At 68.1% G+C, this 22,608-nt stretch carries 17 protein-coding genes and 2 pseudogenes; 8 read left to right on the forward strand and 11 right to left on the reverse strand.

The annotated features are described in order from the left end of the window. The first annotated feature begins 253 nt into the window (after positions 1 to 253). The 5 genes from ACIF6F_RS16305 (at position 254) to ACIF6F_RS16325 (ending at position 7,913) form a co-directional block, all read left to right on the forward strand. Positions 254 to 2,617 carry a SulP family inorganic anion transporter gene (locus ACIF6F_RS16305; protein WP_399946884.1) on the forward strand — a complete coding sequence of 788 codons (2,364 nt, stop codon included), beginning with the start codon at positions 254 to 256 and terminating at the stop codon, positions 2,615 to 2,617. Positions 2,618 to 2,813: 196 nt separating this feature from the next. Further along, the gene (gene acs / locus ACIF6F_RS16310; protein WP_399946886.1) at positions 2,814 to 4,769 is read left to right on the forward strand and encodes an acetate--CoA ligase; all 1,956 of its coding nucleotides are present in this window, start codon (positions 2,814 to 2,816) and stop codon (positions 4,767 to 4,769) included. Positions 4,770 to 4,996: 227 nt separating this feature from the next. After that, the gene (nhaA, locus tag ACIF6F_RS16315) at positions 4,997 to 6,433 is read left to right on the forward strand and encodes a Na+/H+ antiporter NhaA (RefSeq protein ID WP_399946889.1); all 1,437 of its coding nucleotides are present in this window, start codon (positions 4,997 to 4,999) and stop codon (positions 6,431 to 6,433) included. A 65-nt stretch (positions 6,434 to 6,498) separates the two neighbouring features. After that, positions 6,499 to 6,960: a phage holin family protein gene (locus ACIF6F_RS16320; protein WP_399946892.1), complete on the forward strand. Its 462-nt coding sequence runs from the start codon at positions 6,499 to 6,501 to the stop codon at positions 6,958 to 6,960. Further along, complete coding sequence (locus ACIF6F_RS16325; RefSeq protein ID WP_399946894.1) at positions 6,957 to 7,913, forward strand: alpha/beta fold hydrolase; 957 nt, start codon at positions 6,957 to 6,959, stop codon at positions 7,911 to 7,913. The genes ACIF6F_RS16320 and ACIF6F_RS16325 overlap by 4 nt, the downstream gene beginning before the upstream one ends. Before the next feature lie 60 nt (positions 7,914 to 7,973). Here the strand turns inward: ACIF6F_RS16325 and ACIF6F_RS16330 are convergent, their stop codons facing one another. The 4 genes from ACIF6F_RS16330 to nth (ACIF6F_RS16345) all read right to left on the reverse strand — a co-directional run bounded on the left by ACIF6F_RS16330 (position 7,974) and on the right by nth (ACIF6F_RS16345) (position 11,177). Continuing rightward, positions 7,974 to 8,156 (reverse strand): hypothetical protein, encoded by a 183-nt coding sequence (locus ACIF6F_RS16330; RefSeq protein WP_399946897.1) that lies wholly within the window; start codon positions 8,154 to 8,156, stop codon positions 7,974 to 7,976. A 124-nt stretch (positions 8,157 to 8,280) separates the two neighbouring features. Then, positions 8,281 to 9,480, reverse strand: coding sequence for a MarP family serine protease (locus ACIF6F_RS16335; RefSeq protein WP_399947261.1), 1,200 nt, complete (start codon positions 9,478 to 9,480; stop codon positions 8,281 to 8,283). A 31-nt stretch (positions 9,481 to 9,511) separates the two neighbouring features. Beyond that, positions 9,512 to 10,213 carry an NUDIX hydrolase gene (locus ACIF6F_RS16340; protein WP_399946900.1) on the reverse strand — a complete coding sequence of 234 codons (702 nt, stop codon included), beginning with the start codon at positions 10,211 to 10,213 and terminating at the stop codon, positions 9,512 to 9,514. Between the two features lie 130 nt (positions 10,214 to 10,343). Further along, on the reverse strand, positions 10,344 to 11,177 hold the full coding sequence (nth, locus tag ACIF6F_RS16345) for an endonuclease III domain-containing protein (RefSeq protein ID WP_399946902.1): 834 nt from the start codon (positions 11,175 to 11,177) through the stop codon (positions 10,344 to 10,346). 897 nt (positions 11,178 to 12,074) lie between these two features. Here nth (ACIF6F_RS16345) and ACIF6F_RS16350 point away from each other — a divergent pair. After that, a complete protein-coding gene (locus tag ACIF6F_RS16350; RefSeq protein ID WP_399946904.1) occupies positions 12,075 to 13,181 on the forward strand; it encodes a helix-turn-helix domain-containing protein in 1,107 nt (368 codons plus the stop codon). Positions 13,182 to 13,400: 219 nt separating this feature from the next. On the opposite strand, the gene ACIF6F_RS16355 is transcribed toward ACIF6F_RS16350, so the two are convergent. The 6 genes and pseudogenes from ACIF6F_RS16355 to nth (ACIF6F_RS16380) all read right to left on the reverse strand — a co-directional run. Beyond that, positions 13,401 to 13,898, reverse strand: coding sequence for a phage terminase small subunit P27 family (locus ACIF6F_RS16355; RefSeq protein ID WP_399946906.1), 498 nt, complete (start codon positions 13,896 to 13,898; stop codon positions 13,401 to 13,403). Positions 13,899 to 14,881: 983 nt separating this feature from the next. Further along, positions 14,882 to 15,730, reverse strand: a pseudogene (locus tag ACIF6F_RS16360) (phage major capsid protein); the annotation flags it as partial. A 216-nt stretch (positions 15,731 to 15,946) separates the two neighbouring features. Beyond that, positions 15,947 to 16,393: a hypothetical protein gene (locus tag ACIF6F_RS16365; RefSeq protein ID WP_399946909.1), complete on the reverse strand. Its 447-nt coding sequence runs from the start codon at positions 16,391 to 16,393 to the stop codon at positions 15,947 to 15,949. Then, the gene (locus tag ACIF6F_RS16370) at positions 16,386 to 16,637 is read right to left on the reverse strand and encodes a hypothetical protein (RefSeq protein ID WP_399946911.1); all 252 of its coding nucleotides are present in this window, start codon (positions 16,635 to 16,637) and stop codon (positions 16,386 to 16,388) included. Before ACIF6F_RS16370 ends, ACIF6F_RS16365 begins: the two co-directional genes overlap by 8 nt. Before the next feature lie 1,405 nt (positions 16,638 to 18,042). Continuing rightward, positions 18,043 to 19,836 (reverse strand): recombinase family protein, encoded by a 1,794-nt coding sequence (locus ACIF6F_RS16375; protein WP_399946913.1) that lies wholly within the window; start codon positions 19,834 to 19,836, stop codon positions 18,043 to 18,045. Between the two features lie 94 nt (positions 19,837 to 19,930). Continuing rightward, positions 19,931 to 20,446: pseudogene (gene nth, locus ACIF6F_RS16380) on the reverse strand (endonuclease III domain-containing protein); the annotation flags it as partial. Positions 20,447 to 20,840: 394 nt separating this feature from the next. Here nth (ACIF6F_RS16380) and ACIF6F_RS16385 point away from each other — a divergent pair. Continuing rightward, entirely contained in the window at positions 20,841 to 21,515 is a 675-nt protein-coding gene (locus ACIF6F_RS16385; protein ID WP_007264960.1) for a Crp/Fnr family transcriptional regulator, read from the forward strand. A gap of 107 nt (positions 21,516 to 21,622) precedes the next feature. Further along, positions 21,623 to 22,279, forward strand: a complete 657-nt coding sequence (locus ACIF6F_RS16390; protein ID WP_399946917.1) for a nucleotidyltransferase domain-containing protein — start codon at positions 21,623 to 21,625, stop codon at positions 22,277 to 22,279. A gap of 14 nt (positions 22,280 to 22,293) precedes the next feature. On the opposite strand, the gene ACIF6F_RS16395 is transcribed toward ACIF6F_RS16390, so the two are convergent. Beyond that, positions 22,294 to 22,587: a ribosomal protein L7/L12 gene (locus ACIF6F_RS16395; protein WP_399946920.1), complete on the reverse strand. Its 294-nt coding sequence runs from the start codon at positions 22,585 to 22,587 to the stop codon at positions 22,294 to 22,296. Positions 22,588 to 22,608 lie beyond the last annotated feature (21 nt).

Raw genomic sequence — 22,608 nt, forward strand, 5'->3', positions numbered from 1 at the left:
TTCGTGGGATGCCGCCGAACCGGCCGGCGTCCGCAACGTCCCACGGCAAGAACCCGAGGAAAGGTATGACAAGCCGGAAAAAACGCCTATTCACCCATGAGAGCGAAGCTATAGCCCATTCGCCCCTTATCTCCACCGCGGGACTTTACTCTGCATTACGATCCGTTTACCGAGTGTTGAGAAACCGCCTCCGCAGGCCACCCCTGCCTGAGCTCCCGCCGCCACACCCCCTTCCCCGGAGGAGACGGGAACCGTGTCTGATTTCTCCGCGTCGATCGCTGTCTTCCTGATCGCCCTGCCACTCTCTCTCGGCATCGCCCTCGCCACCGGAGCGCCGCTCCAGGCCGGCCTGGTCGCCGCCGCCGCCGGCGGCATCGTGGCCGGCCGGTTCGGCGGCGCACCGCTCCAGGTGAGCGGCGCGTCGGTGGGCCTGACGGTCGTCACCGCCGATCTCATCCAGCGCTACGGCTGGCGCACGACCTGCGCCATCACCGTGCTGGCCGGCGTCGTTCAGGTCGCCCTCGCCGTGCTGCGCACCGCCCGGTCGGCCCTGATGGTCAGCCCCGCCATCGTGCACGGCATGCTGGCCGGCATCGGCGTGACCATCGTCGTGGCACAGCTGCACATCGTGCTCGGCGGCACTCCCCAGAGTTCAGCCGCAGCCAACCTCCTCGAACTGCCTGCCCAGTTGGCGGACCTGCACCCGGGGGCGCTGGCGGTCAGCGCCCTCACCCTCACGGTCCTGTTCGCCTGGCCGCGGCTGCCCGGGCGGGCCGGCCGCGCGCTGCGGAAGGCCCCGGCCGCGCTGGTCGCCGTGGCCCTGGCGACCACGGCCGCCGCACTGGCGGGGCCCGGGCTGCCGCGGGTGGACCTGCCGTCCTGGAGCAGCCACGCCCTGGCCGGACTGCCCGAGGGGCCGGTCCTCGGGATCGCCACCGCCGTCGTGGCCGTCGCCCTGGTCGGCAGCGTCGAGTCCCTGCTGTCCGCCGTGGCCACCGACAAGGTGATCGCCGTCGAGCGCCGCACGGCCGACCGCCCGCCGCGCGCCTCCCTCAACCGCGAGCTGCGCGGGCAGGGCCTGGCGAACGTGGTCTCCGGAGCACTCGGCGGCCTGCCCGTGGCGGGCGGCGCCGTCCGGAGCGTCGCGAACGTCAAGTCCGGAGCGCGCAGCCGCCGTTCCACGGTGCTGCACGGCGTGTGGGTGCTGCTCGCGGCCGGACTGCTGGTGCCGGTGCTGGACCTCATTCCGCTGGCCGCGCTCGCCGCGCTGGTACTGGCCGTCGGCGTGCAGATGGTCAGCATCACCCACATGCGCACCGTCACGCGCCACCGCGAGGTGCTCGTGTACGCGGTGACCATGGCGGCGGTCGTCGTGCTGGGCGTACTCGCGGGCGTCGCACTCGGCATCGGCGTCGCGGTCGCCGTGGCCCTGCAGCGGCTGGCGCGCACCCGGATCGTCGTCGAGGTCCGGGACGGCGTCCACCACGTGCGGGCCCGGGGCCAGTTGACCTTCCTTGCCGTCCCCCGGCTGAGCCGGGAACTGAACCGGATCCCCCCGGAGGCACGAGTGGTCGTCGAACTGGACGGCTCCTTCATGGACCACGCCGCGTACGAGGCCCTCCAGGACTGGCAGGAGATCCAGCTGGCCCACGGCGGCACGGTGGAGGTCACCGGCCGCGCGGGCGCCCGGGTCTCCGGACCGGGACGCGCGGGCCGGGGCGGCCACCACTGCTGCCACCCCTGGACCCCCTGGCGCAACCACTGCGAGCACCGCACGGCACCGCAGGCCCAGCCCCGGCCCGGGGCAGCCAAGCTGGCCAGCGGCCTCAGCGCCTTCCAGCGGGACACCGCGCCACTGGTCCGCGGCGAACTGGCCCGGCTGGCGCGCGAGGGCCAGACGCCCTCCCAGCTCTTCCTCACCTGCGCGGACTCCCGGCTGGTCACCAGCATGATCACGGCCAGCGGTCCGGGCGACCTCTTCACGGTGCGGAACGTCGGCAACCTGGTGCCGCTGCCGGGGGCCGCGTCGTCGGACGACTCGGTCGCCGCGGCGATCGAATACGCGGTGGACGTCCTCCAGGTGTCCAGCATCACGGTCTGCGGCCACTCGGGCTGCGGAGCGATGCAGGCGCTGCTGACCACCCCGCCCGGGGCTCCGGCCACCCCCCTGCGGCGCTGGCTGCGCCACGGTCTGCCCAGCCTGGAGCGGATGGGGAGCCGGCACCACCCGTGGGCGCGGATCTCCGGACGGCTGCCCGCCGACCCGGTGGAGCAGCTGTGCCTGACCAACGTGGTCATGCAGCTGGAGCACCTGCGGGCGCACGAATCGGTGGCCCGCCGGCTCGCCGAGGGGACGCTGGAGCTGCACGGGATGTACTTCCACGTGGGCGAGGCGCAGGCGTACCTGCTGACCGAGGGCGACGAGTTCTTCGACAGCCACGTCTTCACCGGAGTGGACCAGCACGCAGCGTTCGAGGGGATGGCACTCGCCCAGACGCCGGAGACGGTTCGGAAGCCCGGGGCCGCCGCGCGGCCGGAACCGGCCACCGAGGACACCCCGACCGTCGAAAACGAGTCAATCGAGCGGAGGTCGGCGCTGGAGGAGGCGAACGCCTGAACCGCCCCGACACCCGGTCCGTGAGACCGTATGGCCCCTTCCCGCACCCTGCAGCGGGGAGGGGCCGTCGTGCTGAGGTGCCGCGCAACCGGGTTATAGGTCTAAACCAATTTCCCGTTGCCCCTTGTCACCCGGCCCTTCGACTGGTGAGCTATGACCCGGGACACAACGGACACCCTGGGAAAGGGAGATGTCGGTGAGCAACGAAAGCCTGGCCAACCTGCTCAAGGAGGAGCGGCGGTTCGCACCCCCCGCCGATCTGGCCGCCACCGCCAACGTCACGGCGGCGGCGTACGAACAGGCCGAGGCCGACAGGCTGGGCTTCTGGGCCACGCAGGCCCAGCGGCTGACCTGGGCGACCGAGCCGACGGAGACGCTCGACTGGACCAACCCGCCCTTCGCGAAGTGGTTCGCGGACGGCAAGCTCAACGTCGCGTACAACTGCGTCGACCGGCACGTCGAGGCCGGCAACGGCGACCGGATCGCCATCCATTTCGAGGGCGAGCCGGGTGACGGCCGCGCGATCACCTACGCCGAGCTGAAGGACGAGGTCTCCAGGGCCGCGAACGCCCTCACCGAGCTGGGCGTCCGGGCCGGCGACCGCGTCGCCGTCTACCTCCCGATGATCCCCGAGGCGGTCGTCGCGATGCTCGCGTGCGCCCGCGTCGGCGCCGCGCACTCCGTGGTCTTCGGCGGCTTCTCCGCCGACGCCGTCGCCTCCCGCATCCAGGACGCCGACGCCAAGCTCGTCATCACCGCCGACGGCGGCTACCGCCGCGGCAAGCCCAGCGCGCTCAAGCCGGCCATCGACGAGGCCGTGGCCAAGTGCCCGCAGGTCGAGCACGTCCTGGTGGTCCGCCGCACCGGCCAGGAGACCGCCTTCACCGAGGGCCGCGACATCTGGTGGGACGACCTGGTCGGCCGCCAGTCCACCGAGCACACCCCCGAGGCCTTCGACGCCGAGCACCCGCTCTTCATCCTCTACACCTCGGGCACGACCGGTAAGCCCAAGGGCATCCTGCACACCTCGGGCGGCTACCTCACCCAGGCCGCCTACACCCACCACGCCGTCTTCGACCTCAAGCCGGAGAGCGACGTCTACTGGTGCACCGCCGACATCGGCTGGGTCACCGGGCACTCGTACATCGTCTACGGACCGCTGGCGAACGGCGCCACCCAGGTGATGTACGAGGGCACGCCGGACACCCCGCACCAGGGCCGCTTCTGGGAGATCGTCCAGAAGTACGGCGTCACCATCCTCTACACCGCGCCCACCGCGATCCGGACGTTCATGAAGTGGGGGGACGACATCCCCGCCAAGTTCGACCTGTCCTCGCTGCGCGTGCTCGGCTCGGTCGGCGAGCCCATCAACCCCGAGGCCTGGGTCTGGTACCGCGAGCACATCGGCGGCGGCCGCTGCCCGATCGTGGACACCTGGTGGCAGACCGAGACCGGCGCCATGATGATCTCCCCGCTGCCCGGCGTGACCGAGACCAAGCCCGGCTCGGCCCAGCGCCCGCTGCCCGGCATCTCCGCGACCGTCGTCGACGACGAGGCCCGCGAGGTTCCTGACGGCGGTGGCGGCTACCTGGTGCTCACCGAGCCGTGGCCGTCGATGCTGCGCACCATCTGGGGCGACGACCAGCGGTTCCTCGACACCTACTGGTCCCGCTTCGAGGGCAAGTACTTCGCCGGTGACGGCGCCAAGAAGGACGACGACGGCGACATCTGGCTGCTGGGCCGCGTCGACGACGTCATGCTCGTGTCCGGCCACAACATCTCCACCACCGAGGTCGAGTCCGCGCTGGTCTCGCACCCCTCCGTGGCGGAGGCGGCCGTGGTCGGCGCCGCCGACGAGACCACCGGCCAGGCCATCGTCGCGTTCGTCATCCTGCGCGGCTCCGCCAGCGAGGACGAGGGCCTGGTCGCCGAGCTGCGCAACCACGTCGGCGCCACCCTGGGCCCGATCGCCAAGCCCAAGCGGATCCTGCCGGTGGCCGAGCTGCCCAAGACGCGCTCCGGCAAGATCATGCGCCGTCTGCTCCGCGACGTCGCGGAGAACCGCGAGCTGGGCGACGTCACCACGCTCACCGACTCCTCGGTGATGGACCTGATCCAGACCAAGCTCCCCAGCGCGGGCAGCGAGGACTGAGTCCGGGCCCCCCGCGGGGCGATCGGACACGGGAGGGCATCCGGCGCGTGACGCGCCGGATGCCCTCCCGGCATTTAGGGTGAAGATCACCCGATATGACTCCACGGCCGCACCCGGTAAGGTAAGGAAAGCGTCAAAGTTTGACGTTCGAAGTCTCTGGGTGTGCCGGGAAGTCTGGTCGGCAACAGCGTCAGCCATGCCGTCGACCACCCCGGAGGTGCCCCACCGTGGCCGCGCCCGCACCCACCGACAACCAGAACCGCAAGCTGCTCGGCCGCCTCTCGTTGCCCGAGCGCAGGTTCGTGGCCGACGCGCTGCGCGCCGAGACCGTGGGCGGCGTCCTGCTCCTGGTGGCAGCCATCGCCGCCCTGTTGTGGGCGAACATCCCGGCCGTATCCGACAGCTACGCCACCGTCCGGGACTTCCACTTCGGCCCGGCCGCACTGGGCCTGGACCTGTCCGTCCAGCACTGGGCGGCCGACGGCCTGCTGGCGATCTTCTTCTTCGTGGCCGGCATCGAGCTCAAGCGGGAGCTGGTCGCCGGAGACCTGCGCGACCCCAAGGCCGCCGCCCTGCCCGTCATCGCCGCCATCTGCGGCATGGCCGTGCCCGCACTGGTGTACGCCCTGGTCAACATCCTCGGCAGCGGCTCGATGGACGGCTGGGCCGTGCCCACCGCCACCGACATCGCCTTCGCGCTCGCGGTCCTGGCGGTCATCGGCACCTCGCTGCCGTCGGCGCTGCGCGCCTTCCTGCTCACCCTCGCCGTGGTGGACGACCTGTTCGCGATCCTGATCATCGCGGTGTTCTTCACCAGCGAGATCAGCTTCCTGCCGCTCGCCGGCGCGGTCGTGGGCCTGGTCCTGTTCTGGTTCCTGCTGCGCGCGGGCGTACGCGGCTGGTACGTGTACGTGCCGCTGGCCCTGGCCATCTGGGGCCTCATGTACAACAGCGGCGTGCACGCCACGATCGCCGGCGTCGCCATGGGCCTGATGCTCCGCTGCACCCGCAGGGAGGGCGAGGAGCAGTCACCCGGCGAGCACATCGAGCACCTGGTCCGGCCGCTCTCCGCCGGTCTCGCCGTCCCCCTCTTCGCGCTGTTCTCGGCGGGTGTCTCCCTCTCCGACGAGGCGATCGCGCAGGTCTTCACCCGGCCCGAGACCCTCGGCGTGGTCCTCGGCCTGGTGGTGGGCAAGGCCCTGGGAATCTTCGGCGGCACCTGGCTGGCCGCCCGCTTCACCAAGGCCGAGCTGAACCCGGACCTGGCCTGGCCGGACGTGTTCGCCGTGGCCTCGCTGGCCGGCATCGGCTTCACCGTCTCGCTGCTGATCGGCGAGCTCGCCTTCGCCGGGGACCCGGTCCTGACCGACGAGATCAAGGCCGCCGTCCTGATGGGCTCCCTGATCGCGGCGGTCCTCGCATGCGTCCTGCTGAAGATGCGCGACCGCAGGTACCGGGCGCTGACCGAGGCCGAGGAGCTCGACGCCGACGAGGACGGCATCCCGGACATCTACGAGGAGCACAACCCCGACTACCACCTCCGGATGGCGGCGATCTACGAGCGCAAGGCGGCCGAACACCGGCGCCGGGCCGAGCTCGCGGCGGCGCCGCACGTGGCCGAAGTCCCTGCCGGGTCCAGCGGCGAAGGCGACAGTCCGGCATGATCTGAGCACAGTGCCCCAGCCACCGCTGGGAGCCGCCCCCACCGGACCGATCGAGGGAGAGACCGATGAGCGCAGTGGACCACGGGGCGCCTGGAGCGGCCGAGCGCAGTCTCGGCCAGCTGGTCGCCTCGGCCACCGCCGAGATGTCCGCCCTGGTGCACGACGAGATCGCCCTGGCCAAGGCCGAACTGCGCGAGGACGCCAAGCGCGTGGGCATCGGCGGCACCGCCATCGGCGTGGCCGGTGTGCTCGCGCTCTTCTCGATCCCGGTGCTGAGCTTCGCCGCCGCCTACGGCATCCACAACCTGGGGCTGGGCCTGGCCTGGTCCTTCCTGATCGTGGGCGTGGCGTTCCTGCTGGTCGCCGGGGTGGCGGCGCTGCTGGCCGTGTCGAAGTTCAAGAAGGTGTCACCGCCGGAGCGGACCATCGCCTCGGTGAAGGAGACCGCGGCGCTCGTCGGGACCGTCAAGCCGCACCCGCGGCCGGTCGGTGACCGCGCCGTGGGTGTGGCACGCTCGTCCTCATGACGGCCCCCTCCTCCGACGCGAGCAATCCCCCCACCGCCGCCACGGCGGCCCGGATCGACATCCCGGGCGCGCAGGTGACGCACCGGGACGTGGCCGCCAACGGGGCGCGCTTCCACGTCGCCGAGCTGGGTGACGGGCCGCTGGTGCTGCTGCTGCACGGCTTCCCCCAGTTCTGGTGGACCTGGCGCCACCAGCTCGTGGCACTGGCCGACGCGGGCTACCGGGCCGTCGCGATGGACCTGCGCGGGGTGGGCGGCAGCGACCGCACCCCCCGCGGCTACGACCCCGCCAACCTGGCCCTCGACATCACCGGCGTCGTACGGTCCCTCGGCGAGCCGGACGCCGCCCTGGTCGGCCACGACCTGGGCGGCTACCTGGCGTGGACCGCCGCCGTGATGCGGCCCAAGCTGGTGCGCCGCCTGGTGGTGTCGTCCATGCCGCACCCTCGCCGCTGGCGCTCGGCGATGCTCTCCGACTTCGCGCAGAGCCGCGCCAACTCCTACGTGTGGGGTTTCCAGCGGCCCTGGCTGCCCGAGCGGCGCCTGGTCGCGGACGACGGCGCCCTGGTGGGACAGCTGATCCGCGACTGGTCCGGTCCGCGGCTGCCCGAGGACGAGGACGTCGAGGTGTACCGGCGGGCCATGTGCATCCCGTCGACGGCGCACTGCTCGATCGAGCCGTACCGCTGGATGGTCCGCTCCCTGGCCCGTCCCGACGGCGTGCAGTTCAACCGCCGGATGAAGCGCCCGGTCCGGGTGCCCACGCTGCACCTGCACGGATCGCTGGATCCGGTGATGCGTACGCGCAGCGCCGCGGGGTCCGGCGAGTACGTCGAGGCGCCCTACCGGTGGCGCCTCTTCGACGGCCTCGGGCACTTCCCCCACGAGGAGGACCCGGTGGCGTTCTCCACGGAGCTGATCAACTGGCTCAAGGACCCGGAACCGGACCGCTGACCCGCCCGGGTCGACGGGCCCGGCCCCGTCCGCGGGCCCGGCGTGCTCCGGGGACCCGGCCTAGCTGGTGCGCTGGTGCCTCAGGCGTGCCGAGACCCAGCGGGCGCGGCGGCGGAGGATACGCGGGATGCCGAGACGGGGGTCGGGGCCCTGTGCGGGCCCGCCTGCCCTCTCGCGGGAGCCCAGCGGCGCTGCTGAGCGGCGGTTGCGTGCGGAGTCACCGAAGTCGTGCGTCCAGCCCATACCTCGACGTCTGCCCGTGACCCAAGGTCGGTAACCGCCCGGGGGAGGGCCAATTGGCCTATGCACCGGGCATTTGGCCGTTCGAGGGACAGGTGTTCCCTCCCGGTCACCCGGGCCCGCAGGGTCAGAGCGCGCAGCCCTGGCTGTCGACCCGCTGGCGGGCCGTCATGCCCTCTTCGATGTCGTCCCGGATCTCGTCGGCGGTCAGCGCGTAGCCGGTGTTCGGGTCGTCGAGCGACTTGGCGAAGACCACGCCGTACACCTTGCCTTCGGGCGTGAGCAGGGGTCCTCCGGAGTTGCCCTGGCGGACCGTCGCGTACAGGGAGTACACGTCGCGGCGGACGGTGCCGCGGTGGTAGATGTCGGGCCCGTTGGCGTTGATCCGGCCGCGTACGCGGGCCGCCCGTACGTCGTACGAGCCGTTCTCGGGGAAGCCGGCGACGATGGCGCCGCTGCCGCTGTGCGCGTCGGAGCCGGTGAACTCCAGGGCCGGGGCCCGGAGCTTCGGCACGTCCAGCACCGCGATGTCCCGCTGCCAGTCGTAGAGGACGACCTTCGCGTCGTAGAGCCGGCCCTCGCCGCCTATCTGGACGGTGGGCGCCGCGACGCCGCCGACCACGTGGGCGTTGGTCATCACCTTGCGGTCGGCGAAGACGAAGCCGGTGCCTTCGAGGACCTTGCTGCAGCTCGGTGCGGTGCCGACGACCTTCACGATGGACCGCTTGGCGCGCTGCGCGACCGGGCTGTCGGCGAGCGCCGGGTCGGGCGCCTTGACCTCGGTGATGGGCTCGTTGGAGAACGGGCTGAACACCTGCGGGAAGCCGTTCTGCGCCAGGATCGAGCTGAAGTCGGAGAACAGCGTGCCGGCCTGCTGGGGCATCAGCTGTGAGACCCCGTACAGGACCTGGGACTTGTTGGCCTGCTTGCCCAGCGTGTTGGTGGGGTTGCCGGCCAGTGCAGAACCGATAAGCCAGGCCACCAGCAGCATGGCCACCACGTTCACCAGGGCCCCGCCCGTGGCGTCGAGGGCGCGCGCGGGCGACCAGGTGATGTGCCTGCGCAGCCGGTTCCCGAGGTGCGTGGTGAAGGCCTGGCCCACCGAGGCGCAGATGATCACCACCACGACGGCGATGATCGCGGCCGTCGTGTTCACCTCGGCGCTGTCCGTGACCTGGTTCCAGATCCACGGCAGCACGGACACGGCGATCAGGCCGCCGCCGAGGAAGCCGATCACCGAGAGGATGCCGACGACGAAGCCCTGGCGGTATCCGATGATCGCGAACCACACCGCGGCGACCAGCAGGAGGAAGTCCAGCCCGTTCAGCTGGTCGAGCACGTTCACGTGGGCCACCGTCTCATGCGCGCCAGTCGAGCGGGACCTGCCGGCTGCGGTCCCAGGGGCGTTCCCAGCCCGAGAAGTGCAGGATCCTGTCGATCACTCCGGCGGTAAAACCCCAGACCAGAGCCGATTCGACCAGGAATGCGGGCCCCTGGTGGCCGCTCGGGTGCACCGTCACGGCGCGATTGGCCGGGTCCGTGAGATCCGCCACGGGAACCGTGAAGACGCGGGCCGTCTCGGCCGGGTCGACCGCGGCCACCGGGCTGGGCTCGCGCCACCACCCCAGCACCGGCGTGACGACGAACTCGCTCACCGGGATGTAGAGCTTCGGCAGCACTCCGAAGAGCTGCACGCCGGTTGGATCGAGCCCGGTCTCCTCCTCGGCCTCCCGCAGCGCGGCGCGCAGCGGGCCGGAGTCGTGCGGGTCGCCGTCCTCGGGGTCCAGCGCGCCGCCGGGGAAGGAGGGCTGGCCCGCGTGGGAGCGGAGGGTGCCGGCGCGCTCGATCAGCAGCAGCTCGGGGCCCGCGGCCCCCTCCCCGAAGAGGATGAGCACGGCCGACTGGCGGCCCCGCCCGCCGGCGGGCGGCAGGAACCGGCTGAGCTGCGTCGGCCGGACCGTGCGGACCGCCTCGACCACGGGGTCCAGCCAGGCCGGCAGCCCCTGGGTGGTCACCGCCACGCCGTCCCCGGCCTGGCCCGCCCTCGTCGCCCCTGTCATCGGCACCCCGTTCGCTGGTTCCCCGCTCGCTGGCACAACGCAGCCCGGGACCGGATTCGTTCCTCGCCGTACCGGGCGGGGCTGCCGCCCGTACCCCCGTACGCACCGCCTCCCGGGGCGGCTCCCGGCGTCACCCGGCGGCACCCAGCGGGGCCGCGGGCTTGCCCGGGTAGTCCGCCGGCGGGCTCAGACGCTGACCGGGCTGGCCGCCCATCTCGTACTTGAGCAGCTTCTTCGCCTTCTCCGGGTCCGTCTCGCCCTCGCCGTACGCCGGGCAGAGCGGGGCGATGGGGCAGGCGCCGCAGGCGGGCCTGCGGGAGTGGCAGATCCGGCGGCCGTGGAAGACCACGCGGTGGGAGAGCATCGTCCACTCGCTCTTGGGGAAGATCGCGCAGATCTCCGCCTCGACCTTCTCGGGGTCCTCCTGCTCGGTCCACTTCCAGCGCCGCACCAGCCGCCCGAAATGCGTGTCCACGGTGATGCCCGGTACCCCGAAGGGGGTGTGCACATTAGCACCATGGTCAGGATCACCCGCCCGGCTGTCATCGCAGGCGCACGCATTGCCGGTCACGACGAACGAGGTCTTCCGACCGACACCGGGAAGTTTCACCAGGTCAGCCGTGGTCTTGGGAACCATGCCGTCAAAGTCAGCGACGATCGCAGCGGCAAGCCCCGTGATGCTTCGAGTCTTGGCGCGGAAGAACCCCGTGGGCCGGATCAGCTCCTCTACGTCTACCGGGTCGGCCCCGGCGAGATCAGCGGGCCGGGGGTACTTCGCGAACAGCGCCGGGGTCACCTGGTTCACACGCAGGTCCGTCGTCTGGGCGCTGAGCACCGTCGCTACCAACAGTTGCCACGCGTTCACGTGGTCTAGCTCGCAGTGCGCATACGGGTACACATCGGCAAGCGCACGGTTGATCTTCCGTGCCCGCCGGACGAGTGCTAGCCGGGTCTCTTCAGCCATGCTGGCCAGCCTACGGGGACCACAGACAGCCCCGCCTGAACTCCCCGGGGTAAGGAGTCAGACGGGGCTAGCAGCGACACCCTCACCGCTTCCCAAGAGAAGTGGCACCCCGCCTACGAGGGCGGACCGGGGCGAGAGCCTGAGCACGTCAGCTCAGACGGGACACGGCCTGTCCCTGCCCTGGGCTTATCCGATCGGGAGTGTTGCTGTCCGGTCAGCCGGGCCATCGGCGTGACCCAACTGCCCGGGTTGTCCTCCCACCCCTACCGCCCCGCGCCGCCGCGATCACGGGAAGAGTGGGAATCCTGGGTCAGGACCCCTCAATCCGCTCAACAAGGGCCACGTCTTCGAACCGCCGGGCGAAGCCCTGATGCCCCGTACGGCCCGTGTGCTCCATGCAGGCGACCTCTACAGCGGATGGGTCCTCCACGGGCCCTGTGAGCCAGCTACAGCCCTCTGTGCGGCACACTGCCGACGCTGCGACCTTCTCGCCCTGATCCCGGCTGATCCGGTGGGTGGCGAACCGAAGAACGGCGCGGGTCACCGCCGAGCCTTCCGGCGCTTCTCGCCCCTGGGGTCCTCACAGTCGATGTGCCGGTAAACGACCACATCAGGTCCGGATGCGCGGGGGATGGAACCACGGCGGCAACGGTCCAAAGTCCTTACCGGCTTGAGGCAGGACGGGCACGTCTCCCCCGCCGGGGCAAAAGTCTCGTACTCCCAAAGCCTTGCGTCGGTCTCGGTCGTTCCTGCCATGTCCCGCCGTCCCCTCGCGTCTCGGTCCACCGATGTTCCCGCCGAACACCGGCCTCAAGTAGGGGCATTTCTAGGGGCAAGTGCCTTTCGAATAACTGGCCTTGCCCTGTCTAGTGGCAGCGATAGGGGCAAGATGGGGCCATGGCTATCGGGGTGCTGATCCAGGATCTACGCAAGGCTCGCGGCTGGAGTCAGGGGCGGCTAGCGTCAGCGATCAATGACGCCTTCGGGACGAACCTTGACCGGGAGTACGTGAGCCGCTGGGAGCGTTCCAAGGTGACTCCGGGGGCCTACTACCTCCGGTGCCTGTCGGCCGTCCTGGACGTGCCCCTAGCCGCTCTAGAGGGTGAAGTGAAGCGCCGTACATTCCTGACCGATGCGGCCGGAGCCGCGATAGCGCCCCTGGTGGCCTCAGACCTGCTGAGCGTGGGATTCGCCGCCCGGCTCCAAGGGGGGCCTTCTGCGGAGTCGTGGGAGGCCAAGCTAGCCACGTACGGCACGGAGTACATGAGCCTTGGCGCTGCCGACATTCAACGGCGCGTATCCGGCGAACTCGTTGTAGTTCAACAGCAGTTGGACGAACCCCGATTGTGGTCGGTGGCCGCCCGGCTCATGACCCTCTACGCCAAGACATTTCCCGGCTCGGACGGCTCCAAGGCTGTGCAGTGGTACCGCATGGCAGCAGAGGCAGCAGACCAGTCCGGCGACGACGATGCGCGAGTGTGGGTCCGGGGTCGAGCGGCCATTGCCCTCGGGTACGAGGGGGCATCACTCGGCGTCGCTGACGTTCTGGCCGATCAAGCAATGGCGATCAGTGACCGGCCGTCGCTGGGACTCCTGAACGCGATCTACGGGAAGGCGCACGCAGCAGCGATCCGGGGCGACATCGCCACGGCCCGGAAGCTCATGGAAGAGGGGCGGCGCGTATTCGACAAAGCCGGATCGCACGAGCAGACCAGCGATTACGCCGTGCCCTGGTGGAGGCTCAACGTCTTCATCTCGCTTCTCGCTGCTCGCCTCGGGGACGAGACCACAGCGGTAGCCGCACAGGATGCCGCACGGCGAGAGCTGCCCGCGTCGCTGCCTCGGTTCGCCACCCATCTTGAAATGCACCGAGGACTCATGCTTGCCCGCTCTGGCGACGTATCGGGAGGGGTGGCCTATGCGCGGGCTGCACTCGATGCACTGCCCCCGGAAAAGCACTCCCTGACCCTCCGGCTACTCATGGCCGAGGTAGAGGGCTCCTGAAACGCGAAAGCCCCCGCAGCCAGCCCCAACACGGGAGCGGCCACGGGGGCAGGTCGTTGAATCAAAGGCGGGGAGAACCCTTGGGGCGACTGGGCAAGCGGCACCCCGGGTCCCCCAGCCGGCGAAAAGTCCACCTTTTGATCAAAGGCACCAGCCGCTATGGCAATGAGAAAACCGCGCAGACAACACCCTGACGCACCGCCAGAAACCGGGCCGGGGTCAATCCCAAACGTCGTCATCGCTGTCGGCAGGCTGAGGAGCAGTGATCGCAGTACGGGCAGACGGACTCAGCCCTAGTTCACGGATATAGCGGGCAAGCTGCGACCGATACTGACCAGCAATCGTGGCTGCGCCGTTCTTCACAGTTCCTCGCTCAGCGGTAACCATGAGTCCGCGCTCAGAAAGCTCACGCTCACACTGGTCGATTCGCGCGACACACACACAGAGATCCTTGACGGTGGAATGGTCCACTTCGCCAATGCCCGCTGAAACTTCGAGTATCGGAACAATGCGCCGCCATTCCTCGGAAGCCATTTCGCGGCAACGGGCATTCTCGACTTCCACGCTGGCATGCTTCGACCGCTGGAAGACGGCCGACCAATCGGGCTCCATAAGGACAGCGCGCGGGATCACCACTCCTTCCCTGATGGTCTTCCTGCCGGGGTTGCCTTCCCGCATTCGCTGGAGTGCGGGCTTTGGGCGGTATCGGTCAGCCATGATGGCGACTCCTCAAAGTGTGGATAGAGCTCACGGGCTGGAATGAGATTCCAAAAACGTGCACAGCGCCGGGGCTAGGGATTCCCCTCCCTGTCGGTCTCGCGCGAAAGGGGGCTCGGGCCACCCCCCAGGGGGTAGGGGTGCAGCAGTGAGTCAGAACGGCGGAACGTCATCAGGGTTCGGCTGCACGTTCTCGGCAGCCCATCCGCCCGGCTGATGCTTGGCCGTTTCCTTGTTGTGGCAGGCAGCGCACAACGGCCTCAAGTGCTTTGGTGCATCAGGCATTGGCTCGCCTCTTGCCAGCAATTGCTTACGACTCAATGGCCAATGATCCGCGACGTTCGCATGCCGACTGCACAACACACACCATGGATTCGCGTACAGGTAAGCCTTTCGCTTCCGCTGCCATCCAACGTCGTAACCACGCTTATTCGCTGATCCTCGCTGCTGTTCTCTCTGCCTCTTGTGTTCAGCGCACGGACCGCCATCCGTGAGTTGGCTACAACCTGGCTGACTGCATGGCGTCTTGGGCTTTCGGGGCATGGCTGTTCCAAGGGTCTGAGTGCCTACCCGTGACCGGGGAGCGTAGCGGCAGCGAAGGGGGCGGCAGGCGTAGGGCAGGGGCATAGTCGCTGGTGAGAGGGGGAGGGGCCTCACGCCGGCATTCTGGGCTGATTCTCAGAAGGGAAGGTTGTTTGCCCAGCGAGGAGAGAACCAGCGGCCCACCATGCGGCCGTCATCCAATCGCTGCCTGTAGGTGGCCATACCAGCACACGGCCCGCAGGCCAGCCGCTCAAATTCCGGGCCCTTCGCAACGTAGGCCGGAGACTGACACTCGGCGCACAATGTGTCTGCTCCTAGCACGCTGAATAGCCGCTGCGTGGCTTCCCACTGTTCCGTCACGCGGTCTTCCTTTCGGAAAAGAGAAAAGCCCCGGCCCCGCACTGGTAGGGACCGGGGCTAGATCAGGTGCGCGTTAGCGCTTAGGAGGCAGCGTTGGTGATACGCACGTGAGCCGCAGGAACCGGCATAGCGAATGCCACACGCATGGTGCCGCGAACGCCCACACGGTCAGACGAGAAGTAGGCCGAGTGGTCGACGTCAAGACGCGTGTCCTCGCGGGTCACAACAAGGAAGTCATCCTTACTGATTCCGTAGACCACATCCGCCGGAACGTACGGGGAAACGACCACCGGACGGCCAAGAATCGTACGCCGACCCTCAACAGCTAGATCCGGGTTGAGAAGGCCACGGTTAGAACCGCTGGCATCCTTGAGCTTCGCAATCTCAAGGGCAGTGGCAGCGCCGCTAACCCAGTGAGTAATCCGACCACCGGCAGCCTCGGACTTAGAAATGGCCTCTTCGAAGGGGTCAAGGTTGGCGTAAGTAACCGGAGCCCCAACCGTCGAGATACCTGCCAGTGAAGCAAAGCCCGCCGGGTTTGGTGCCGAGAGCGCATTGAATAGCGAGTTGTCGACGCTGTTCGCAATCTGCCGGGCAATGGAACGACCAACCTGGTCAGCCGCAGACGGGTTGGCATCGTCGGCAAGCTCACGGCTGATGATGGTCAGACCGGCGAACTTGGCCGGAGTAACCCGAAGCGGGTTGAAGGCGGCATCAGACGGCGTGATTTCCGCGCCCTCAGCAACAGCGCCAGCAGTCACATCCGACGCAAGGATCGGAATTTCGTAGCTGTTGGAACTGGTCAGAACCTTAGTGCCGGTGAGGTAGGCGACGGATAGTGCCTCGACGGGCTTAGTGACAATCTCGCCGTATTCAACTGGTAGAACAGTCGAAGCGCCGGAACTGGTGGTGAGCATAGACATGCGTAAAGACCTTTGCGTTTGAGCGGAAGCGCGAGTGCCGCGCGATTAGTTGCCCGCTGTACCTGACAGCGAATGGAGCGGGCACCAGGCCCAAACGTGAGAAATCCGCCGCCCACCTGGGGCACTAGCGGATTCTCAAAAGGCACCTACAAAAGTCGGTAGGTGGTATTCAGTTGTAGGAGGATGAGCACCAGCGCTAGCGCTCATCCATTCCTCTTGTGTCTAGCGGCGCGTGAACTTGAGCGCTTCTAGCATCGTTGGCGGAGAATCAGGAAGAGACACGCCCCGACGATTTCCGCCAACGTCACCCCACGGGGCAGGCCCATTTCGCAGGCCAGGGCGTTTCGCTAGTAGCGCTTTAACGGCAGCGTCTACCGCGCCCGGCATGACGTTTCCTTCCGGGTCGGTCAGGTCGTCAATGCTGGTCCCGCCAATATCGAAAAGGTCTGAGGCAACGCTCAGTTCCTTAGCGGCCAGCGATTCAACCTGAGCACGCAGGAGGGAATTCACGCGCTTCTCAGTGGCTTCTAGCTTCGCCTCGGCCTCACGCAGCTTCGTGCGGTACTTCGCCGCTTCCCTATTCCCATTGGTGGGCTCAGTGGCTTCGCCCTGCCCATCCGGGGGCGACTCGGGTAGTGCGGAATTCTGCTCTGCCACAGGTTCAGCCACGGTCGTTACCCCCGTTCAGGATGGTCAGCAGGATGTGATTCGGGTGGGATTGCCGTACATACGTGACAGCCTCACTGGCTGTCATCGTGTCGCCGTAAAGCTGCGCTAGCTCGGCAGCGTCCAGCCAAAGGATCTCAGCGAGGATGCCGGACGGAATCTTTGTGCGGGCCCCTTGGCCATGGAGCTGCGCGACCATTTGGGTTGATGCGAAAAGTCGGTCTGAAAGACCTTCAAGAAAATTCATGTTGGATGCCCTAACATTGCTCCCCGCCGCTCAACCGGTCCGGGGCATCGGACAGCCCGGGAACGGCGGGGAAGTGTGGTGATGGAAAACGCCCCGGCCACTCTGTTGAAGAATGACCGGGGCCCCCTTTCCCGAAAGGCCGGGGGCCATGCCAAGCCCCCGGTACCGCTGACGTCTAATCAGCGGAGTCAGGTAACACCGACGCCACGCATCAGTGCGTAGATGGCGAAGGCGAGAAATGCGGCTAGGAGGATTTCGGCGAAACTCACGCCTGCTCCCTTGCGTAGGCACGGCACATAAGCGCATGGGTAGCGCGCACAGCACTGGCAGGAGGACGACCCAACCGGCTTCGTCGCGGCTTCATTTCCTGCGCGTCTAGAAAGGCGTGTGCAGCCTTCGCGCTGGCTTCCCGACCCCTGGCCTCAACGGCTCGGCGTTCGGGGCTCACAGCGGCGCATGCGGCCTCCTTGAGCGGGGCAACGGCGTCCGCCAGACCCTCACGTCCGACACGCCGGTGTGCCTGATCAAACTTCCGATGACAACTTCGGCACATCGCAACGTAATTGCGGCTGTCCTCAGACCAGACTCGATGCACCCGCCCAGTCCCGTGGCGTTCGTTCGGGTCATTCCACAGATACGCCCATTGGTCAGCAGTCAGGAGGCACCAGGCGCACGGGTGATACTTAGCGGGCAGCCTCATTGCGTCTAGTCGACGGTGCATGGCGTGGTAATCAGATTCGGCAGACATGGTAAGTCTTTCTCGTGGCAGATATGAGAAAAGGCCCCAACCCGACAGGGAGCCACACTTACCGATCTGCCACGTTCGGTAAGGGCGCTCAACCCATCAGGTTGGGGCCTGCGTACGGATTAACCCCCGCACGGGCGTATGTGGGGCGGGCGGTTGTCAGTGGCAGACCCGCGAGAGACGCTAAAGGTGGTCTCGAATATATCTAGTGAGTCGATTGCCCTTGGTGTGCCCTCGGAGTCCCAAAATCGCCGAGAGCAGCCGGCGCGTGATGCAGCTCACAGAAAATACTTTTGCGGGGCAGCAGAAGAGGGGCCAAACCTTGGGCGTATGTAGAAGTGTAGATCTGAGGGTCAGTTTCGTAATCGACTAGGAAACTCTTATCGATTATGAGTTTGGGGTCTGTTTCTACACTTCTACACTAGAGAGTTGTTTATGCAGGTCAGAAGTGTTTAGTTGATGGTGTGTCAGGTTTAGGAGTGTAGTTTTGCTCCCCCTGCTGTGCCGATCGACTCTCGGAGCCCCACACGCCCGCCTGAGCACCTCTGAGCGGTCCGCCGGTCCCGGGTGCCAGCGCGGATGCGGGAAGCCCTCAGGGGACCGCTCAGGGCACGAGAAAGCCCCGCCGACCACTAGGGCCAACGGGGCTGTCCTCAAGGGTTACGCGGGTCCCGGTTCGCTTTCGTGCTTCGGCTGGACGAATTCCAGCTCTATCCGCGTTGTCACGTCGTAGCCGCCGCGCACTCGGCCACTGTGGGCATTCTTCGTGGGTTTGACCACGATCTTCCGCACGAACAGCTCAACGAACTTTCGCTTGTCGGCAAGGTCCGCCGTGTCCCACCATGAGCCCTTTCCGATAGGGTCACCGTCTTCCCCTGGCATCAGCCATTCGTCAAACGGCAGTTCCACGGTTTCCGGGTCGGACAGCGTTTCTAGGCGTGTTTCCGCCGCACTGATACGGGCCTCAATGCGCTTCTTCTTCTCGATGAAGCGTTCACGCCCGATCTCCCCGGAGTAGAGACCCGCGTCAAGGTCGTCATACAGGTCCCTGAGTGCGTTCTGCGCGTCCGCCCGTTCTGTGACTACTTCAGTCCTTTCTGCGGCTGTCTCAGGGAGTTCTAGAGAGTGGGAGAAGACCCGCGCTGCCTCAATCACGATGTCCATCGTTTCCGGGCTAGCGTCGCTGCGTGTCGCATCCTGAATGACAGCGATGATGCACCGGGCCACGTAATCATCTAGGTGGCTTTGCATGACGCTGTTCTTGGCTTCGTGCTCCCCCGGCTTTGTCGGGACGTTTGTTGACCGGGTGCAGAGGTAAACCGGCTTCGCTCCGCTGTTCTGCGCCTTCCCCGGACGTCCGCATTCACACGTGAGAACGGCCTTACGGTTAGCGTTTCGAAGACCGCTGAGAAGCGACGTTCCACGGGCCACACCTTCACCCTGACCACGGCCCGTAAGCCATGCCTGCAACTCATACCACTGAGATGCCGGAATGATTGGGTCACAGACCATCGCCGGGCGCCCGTCGTCATCCCGGTTAATCCGATAGCCGACGAGTGTGCTGGTCTTTGTTCCGTTCTCCTTGACCTTGTAAATTGGGTCAGCGCGCATACCCGCAATGGCGGGATTGAGGAGCATCCATTTCAGGGTCTTGACACCCCACGCAGATGAAGCCCGCTCCTTTCCTTTGCTCTGCCCGCGCGTGGGAATTTGCCTTCTCGTCATGTCGTCACAGATCGCGGACAGAGTACCGGGGTTACGTTCGCCCCTCTTCTTGCTGATCGGCTGATCCTTGTGCTTGAGGATCAGCGCCACGATACGCCGCAGGTTTGCCGCCTCTGTCTTGTTGTGCACGAGACGCATGAGCGGCAACTTACCGTCGATGTACTGCTCGGCGTCGAGACCGTACGGGGTCTGACCCCCGAGCCATGAACCTTTCGCGCGCTGCGTTGCCTTTACGTCGCGGACCTTTTTCGACTTGAGGTCTGATTCCTTGTTCACGGCGTCGGCGCGCATGATCAGTTGCATGAGCTGCCATGTATCGCCGTTGGGAGGAAACACGCCGTCCTCAACGCTGACGATGGTGATTCCGTAGCCCTGGAGTTCCAGGACCAGTTGGATTGCCTCACGCACTTCGCGGCGAGAAAAGCGGCTCATGTCGTAGACGATGAGCATGTTGAAGGCGCCAGCACGGGCAGCCTTGAGCATTTCCTCAAAGCCTTCACGGTAGGCGTCCGTGTCCCAGCCGGATACGCCGATGTCCTCGTAGTGCCGGACGAAGCGCGCGCTGAGCTCACCGGCTCGGGCCTCGTTGGCTGCGCGCTGAGTGATAGGGGATGCCTCGGTCTTGTTTGCCTTGGCCGAGGACTGCCGTACGTAGCTGACGGCGACAGCCTCAAGGGACCGGGCTGACAGCAGGCTGAGGGGGATCTCAGCGGGGGACGTGGTGACCACGCGTTGGCTCCTAGGGGTCGTAGTGGACCCCTACGGATCCGCCTCTAGGAGGGGGTGAGCGTGTGGATTGCCACCGTGGTACCTAAGTGGCGAACCCGAAGGCGTTCCCGAGCACCACGTTCGCCGTCTTGCGGCCCACGCCGGGCAGCGTGACCAGGTCGTCAAGTCGGCCCGGCACCTCGCCGTCGAAACGGTCCCGCAGGGCCGTGGACAGGCCGATCAGGGACTTCGCCTTGGCCCGGAAGAAGCCCGTGGGCCTGATGACCTCCTCCAGCTCCTCGGGCACGGCCGCCGCCATGTCCTCGGGCGTCGGGTACTTCGCGAAGAGGGCCGGGGTGGTCTGGTTCACCCGCAGGTCCGTGGTCTGGGCGGACAGCACGGTGGCGACCAGGAGCTCGAAGGGGTTCCGGAAGTCCAGCTCCGGGTGGGCGTACGGATAGACCTCGGCCAGCTCGCGGTTGATCCGGCGGGCGCGGCGCACCATCGCCAGCCGGGACTCGGGCCTGGCCCGTGCCGCGACGGCCTTCTTCGCCGGCTTCTCGACGGGCTTCCTCGCGGGCTTCTCCACGGCCTTGGCCACGCTCTGCTTCACACCCTTGCTCTCAGCCATGTGACGAAGGCTACGCCCGGCCGCCGACACCCCGCGGCTGATCCGCCCGGGTGATCGTGACCGGTCGCGACGGGCCCCCTCAGGCCGCATTCCGACCCCCTCGGAACCCCCGCCGCAAACGATCCGCCGACCCTGTTCGCCCACAGCTGAATCGCCTGGCATCATGACCCCCACGGGCCGTCCGGCCCACGCCCAGCGGCCTCTTGACCCCCGGCCGGCCCCGACGGCCGGGCGGGACGGCCACCCGGGCGTGGCCCGATCAGCCCATGGATCGGCCCCCTGCCACACAGCACACCCGTTCGTCCGGCATCCTTGTGATTGATCGCACTGTTTGCAGCGTCCGGCAAAATGGGGACCACGGTCCCCTGAGCAGGTCGACATAGGAGAGAGACTCGTGGACGACGTTCTGCGGCGCGCCCCGCTGTTCGCGGCGCTCGATGACGAGCAGGCCGCGGAGCTCCGCGCCTCCATGGCCGAGGTGACCCTCGCACGCGGCGACGCCCTGTTCCACGAGGGCGACCCCGGCGACCGGCTGTACGTCGTCACCGAGGGCAAGGTGAAGCTGCACCGCACCTCGCCCGACGGCCGCGAGAACATGCTGGCGGTCCTCGGCCCCGGCGAGCTGATCGGCGAGCTGTCTCTCTTCGACCCGGGCCCGCGCACCGCCACCGCGACCGCGCTGACCGAGGTCAAGCTGCTCGGCCTGGGCCACGGCGACCTCCAGCCCTGGCTGAACGCCCGGCCCGAGGTGGCCACCGCGCTGCTGCGCGCCGTCGCCCGCCGCCTGCGCAAGACCAACGACCAGATGTCCGACCTGGTCTTCTCCGACGTGCCGGGCCGTGTCGCCCGTGCCCTCCTGGACCTGTCGCGCCGCTTCGGCGTCCAGTCCGAAGAGGGCATCCACGTCGTGCACGACCTGACCCAGGAGGAGCTGGCGCAGCTCGTCGGCGCCTCCCGCGAGACCGTGAACAAGGCCCTGGCCGACTTCGCAGGCCGCGGCTGGCTCCGCCTGGAGGCCCGCGCCGTGATCCTGCTGGACGTCGAGCGCCTCGCCAAGCGTTCGCGCTGACCCCGCGGCCGGTCGAGCACCGGCCCGGCCCCGGCCCGTACGAAGGCCCCGCCCCCCTGGGCGGGGCCTTCGGCGTATCCGGGGCGCGGTGCCGCACAGTGGGGGGCATGGAGCGCAAGGGGCTGGACGAGCGGGGCTTCATCGAGCGAGAGGGGGCCCTGGGGAACGTGGGACCGGACTTCCGGGCGGTCGTGGCGGCCGCGCGGACGGCCGCGGCCCGCGCGTACGGGCGGCGGCTGCACAGCGCGTACCTCTACGGGTCCGTCCCGCGCGGCACCGCGCGCCCCGGCCGCTCCGACCTCGACCTGCTGCTCGCACTGCACGAGGGGCCCACGGCGGCGGACCGGGAGGACGCGGCCCGCATCGGGCGGGAGCTGGACGCGGAGCACCGGGAGACCAACGGCGACCTGGCCGAGCGGCTGCCGGTCTGGCGCGCGCGGGCGGGGCGCGCGGAGGGGGCGGCGGAGTGCCGGGGGCTGGTCCGCGCGTACGCGCGCAAGCTCGTCCGTACCGGCTTCACCCTGGTCATGCCACGCTGGGGCGGCTGGACCAGCGACCTCGACCGGTCCGCCGAGATCTTCGGCCGGTACTACCCCCAGCGCGCCCGGCAGATGCGCGAGGCGGCCGCCCTGGCGCTGGAGCCGGTGGCCGACCCGGCCGTGCTCCGTGCCTTCACCGAGGACCTGGGGCCCTGGCTGGCGGCCGAGTACGCAGCCGTGATCGGCGCGAAGGAGCACCGGGGCGCGGTGGCCACGGCCCAGTAGCCCAGCTCGGCAGCTCAGTGGCTCAGCTTCTCCACGGCGTCCTTGGACTCCTTCAGGCCCTCGCCCGTCAGCTCGCGGTAGACCTTGATGGCCTCGATCTTCCTGCCGTCGCGCAGCAGGAACCGGACCCGGTTCAGGCCCGCCGGCTCGGGCTCGGATATGCCGAGGTGGGCCATGATCAGGTCGAGCTTGCGGTCGAGGCGGTCGGCCCGGCGGGCGACCTCCTGGATCCGGGCGTTGACGGAGGCCGTGATCACGCCGCCCGCGAAGACGAGGGCGGCGACGGTGAGCGAGACGGTCGTGAGCATGACGCCCAGCCTAACGACCCG

The sequence above is a fragment of the Streptomyces sp. NPDC086023 genome, from assembly GCF_044540325.1.
Taxonomy (GTDB): Bacteria; Actinomycetota; Actinomycetes; order Streptomycetales; family Streptomycetaceae; genus Streptomyces.